The sequence below is a fragment of the Neomesorhizobium albiziae genome (assembly GCF_900114255.1).
In the GTDB taxonomy this organism is placed as follows: Bacteria; Pseudomonadota; Alphaproteobacteria; order Rhizobiales; family Rhizobiaceae; genus Neomesorhizobium; species Neomesorhizobium albiziae.
In genome coordinates, this window is the sequence record NZ_FOSL01000074.1 from 1 (window position 1) to 3,412 (window position 3,412).

Genomic DNA, 3,412 nt, shown 5'->3' on the forward strand with positions numbered 1-3,412 from the left:
CACTATCTACCCCGCCCGACTATGTCGGGTAGCTTTAGACCGGAAACTACAAACATCTGAGAAACAAGGAGGTTTCCTGCAGAAACACCCGGGCCACCCGACATAGTCAGCGCGATCTACAGGCTGTTCAAAAACTCCAGCAGATTGTCGTCGGGCCGGAAGCGGGATGACTTACCGGAATATGGGAGCGTCTTTGCCAATGCCGTCTCCTTCATCGCCAACGTCGCCTCGAGATAAATCTGTGTGGTCTCGACCGATTCATGGCCGAGCCATAGGGCGATGACGGCGCGATCGACGCCGGCCTGCAGGAGGTCCATGGCCATCGTGTGTCTCAGACGATGAACAGTGACGCGCTTTCCATTCAGAGACGGGCACATGGCAGAAGCGGTCTGGCGGTGTTTGTTCAGCATATACTGAACGCCATGAACGCTCAGCCGCTCGCCTCTGGCGCTGGGAAACAGGATACTCTCTTCTCCGCGCTGAGGCTCTTTCAGCCAGCTTCTCAGGACTGTGGTCGTAGATTTGGCGAACGGGGTGCAGCGTTCCTTGCGCCCTTTGCCAATGACACGCAGGTGGGCGCCCGTGCCGAAGAACAGATCGTCGCGCTTGAGACCAGTGATCTCCGATAGCCGCAATCCGGTCTGCACCGCGACCAGCAGGAACGCGTGATCGCGTCGCCCGGACCAGGTCGATTGATCCGGTGCGGCCAGCAAGGCATCGACCTCTGGGCGGGTCAGGAAATTGACGAGGGTTCGAGTGAAGCGCTTACTGGGGATTGCAAGCACGCGTTGGATTTGGGCGGAATGCTCGGGTGCCTCGAAGGCCGCGTAGCGAAAGAAGGAATGAACCGCCGTGAGGCGCAGGTTACGGCTGCGGACGCTGATACCCTGATGGTTCTCCAGGTCATCAAGGAAGGCAACGATCAACGGCGGGTCGACCTCCTCGAAGTTCAAGCGAGACGGCGGCTTATGCAATGTTCGTTCGGCGAACTTCAGCAACTGCCGAAATGTATCGCGATAGGAACTGATCGTATGGGGGCTTGCCTGCCGCTGTTGCATCAGGCGTTGGGTGAAAAAGCGCTCCAAAAGTGGCGCCAGGCTGGCATGCTTGGTCATGTCCGATCCTCCCAGCGGCGCTCAAGGCGGCGCATTGCTTCTTTCATCAGCTCGGGTGAACCGGTGAGGTACCATTGGGTATCGGCCACGTGGACATGACCGAGATAGGTGGACAAAATGGGCAGGAGCCGCTCGGGATCTTGCTCGGCTTCGTACCAACGCACCAGTGTGTTCGTCGCGAACACGTGCCGCATGTCATGCAGGCGCGGGCCGTGACTGTCAGTTGCGCCTCGCAGGCCGATCTGGCGAGACAGAGTATAGAATGTTCGATGAATGTCTCCCACATCAAGGCGATTGCCCAACTGGGAAGTGAACAAATAAGGAGACGCCGCCTGGGCTGCACAATGCTGTCGGCGGCGTTTGAGATAATCCTGGAGCACTGCGCACGTTGATGCGTGCATCGGCACAAGACGGGACTTTCCGAACTTCGTGCCACGGATCGTCAGCACAGCGGCATCGAAATCGATGTCCGAAAGTTTGAGGTTGCGGGCTTCGCCGAGGCGCAGGCCGGAAACGCTCAGCAATCCGAACAGGCAATAATATGTCCATGGCCTGAGCTTGCAGCGAGTATATCGGCACGGCATCTCAAGCGCTGCGGACAAGAGGCGCTGGATGTCTTCCTTTGAATAGAGATAAGGCCGAGCTCGCTTCGGGCGAAAGGGTAGCAAACCGTCTGGGGGAATCTGGGTTCGCGGATCAGCGGCAGCTCGATGACGGGCGAATACGCGGACATACCCCAGCCGTCTCGCCCAATGCGAAGGCTGCGCGCGCGACGGTCGCTGAGCCCAGGCAAGGGCCAGTTCCGTCGTGATGTGTGGCGTGTCGTTGGCCTCCAGGAAGGCGGCGAAATCGATCAATCCCCGTTCTGTCTCTCTCAGCTTGAACCCCAGCCCTCGCCGCATCTCGATGTACTCCTGAACAGCCTGTCGGAGCATGCTCATTGGGCTTCTCCCGGCCATGGCAAAGCCAGTGTTCGCAAAGCGTCGAGATCGACCTTGGCGTAAATCGCCGTTGTCTGCACATGACGGTGTCCCAGAACTTCACCGATCTCACCCAGCGAGGCACCGCCACGCAGCATCTCTGAGGCAAGGCCGTGTCGGAACTGGTGCGTTCCCTTTGTGGGAGAGTCGATGCCAGCCCTCCTGAGTGAGCGTCGGATGACCGACCCGAACCCACTCGGCCCCTTGAACCCGCGGATCGGGGCCTTGTCGCGCAAGAAGACGCGACGGTTGGCATCGCGCGGTCGCGCCCTCCGCAGGTAGTCGGCAATCGCCTCGCCAACGTCCGCTGGCAACGGAAGGTCGTTGCGTTGACCGTTCTTGCCACGCACACGGATCTGCCCGGCGACCCAATCGATATCATCGAGTTCGAGCGAAACTACCTCACTCGATCGCAATCCCAACCGCGCCAATGCGAGGATCATCGCGTAGTCGCGGCACCCGACTCGCGTATCGCGGTCAATGCTGACGAGTAAGCGAGTTACCTCGTCGCGGCCGATCGCACGAGGAATAGATGAAAGCGACCAGTTGGCTACGATCGGGACCGCTGCCGCCAGGTCCGAGGTGATGTCCCCACGATACCGCGCATAGGAGAGAAACGACCGCAGTGCGGTGGTTATGATCTTGGCGCGTCGCATGTTGAGACGCGAAATCGCCTTTTGCACGAAATCGGTCACGTCGACGGCACGCAATTGTGCGAGCGAGACCTCACCATCACTGAAGCGGAAGTTGAGAAAATCCCGGACAACTGGCCGGTAATTTATGATCGTTTGACGAGACAGCGCCCGCGCGTCTTGCAAATATCGCTCGTATGCCTGCACATGTTGTTCTACCGGCGATGGGTTGTGATCGGCCTCAATCTCTTCGGCGATTGCGTTCTGGCTTCGCAGAAAAGCCAATAGATGTCGAAGAGCGGCGGTATCTCCAAGCTTTGGTCGCTGCGCTCGGTCTAGCAAATAACGCCCAGGATGATCTCCACCTATGTCGCTTAGCTCAATCCCCTTGTGCCCGAGCCATTTGCTGAAGCCTGCCGCCATCAGCACCTGGTTCCTCATGGAAACAAGACCGTAGCCTCGATCGCCGAGCCATTCGGCAAACGGAACAATGTAACTCGCCACCGGGCCCTCTGGTGGCCGCGACAACGCCAAATCATCATTGATGAAACACTTCATTGTTTGCTCCCTTTCCAGGCTGGATTGCCGGAAGGGCTACAAACTATCTCTACATGTTATCGCATAAACCCTTGGAATCGTGGGCAGAACTCTAGCTACCCGATATAGTCGGGCGGGGTAGATAGTG

General features: G+C 58.5%; 3 protein-coding genes. All 3 read right to left on the bottom strand.

Annotation, left to right across the window (positions count from 1 at the left end; translation table 11 throughout):
* Positions 1-116: 116 nt before the first annotated feature.
* From F3H98_RS30720 to F3H98_RS30730, 3 genes are read right to left on the bottom strand one after another with little or no spacing between them, the layout of a single operon-like run.
* Complete coding sequence (locus F3H98_RS30720) at positions 117-1,115, bottom strand: site-specific integrase (protein ID WP_149764768.1); 999 nt, start codon at positions 1,113-1,115, stop codon at positions 117-119.
* Positions 1,112-2,056, bottom strand: coding sequence for a tyrosine-type recombinase/integrase (locus tag F3H98_RS30725; RefSeq protein ID WP_149764770.1), 945 nt, complete (start codon positions 2,054-2,056; stop codon positions 1,112-1,114). Before F3H98_RS30725 ends, F3H98_RS30720 begins: the two co-directional genes overlap by 4 nt.
* Positions 2,053-3,285 (bottom strand): site-specific integrase, encoded by a 1,233-nt coding sequence (locus F3H98_RS30730; RefSeq protein ID WP_149764772.1) that lies wholly within the window; start codon positions 3,283-3,285, stop codon positions 2,053-2,055. The genes F3H98_RS30725 and F3H98_RS30730 overlap by 4 nt, the downstream gene beginning before the upstream one ends.
* Positions 3,286-3,412: the final 127 nt, after the last annotated feature.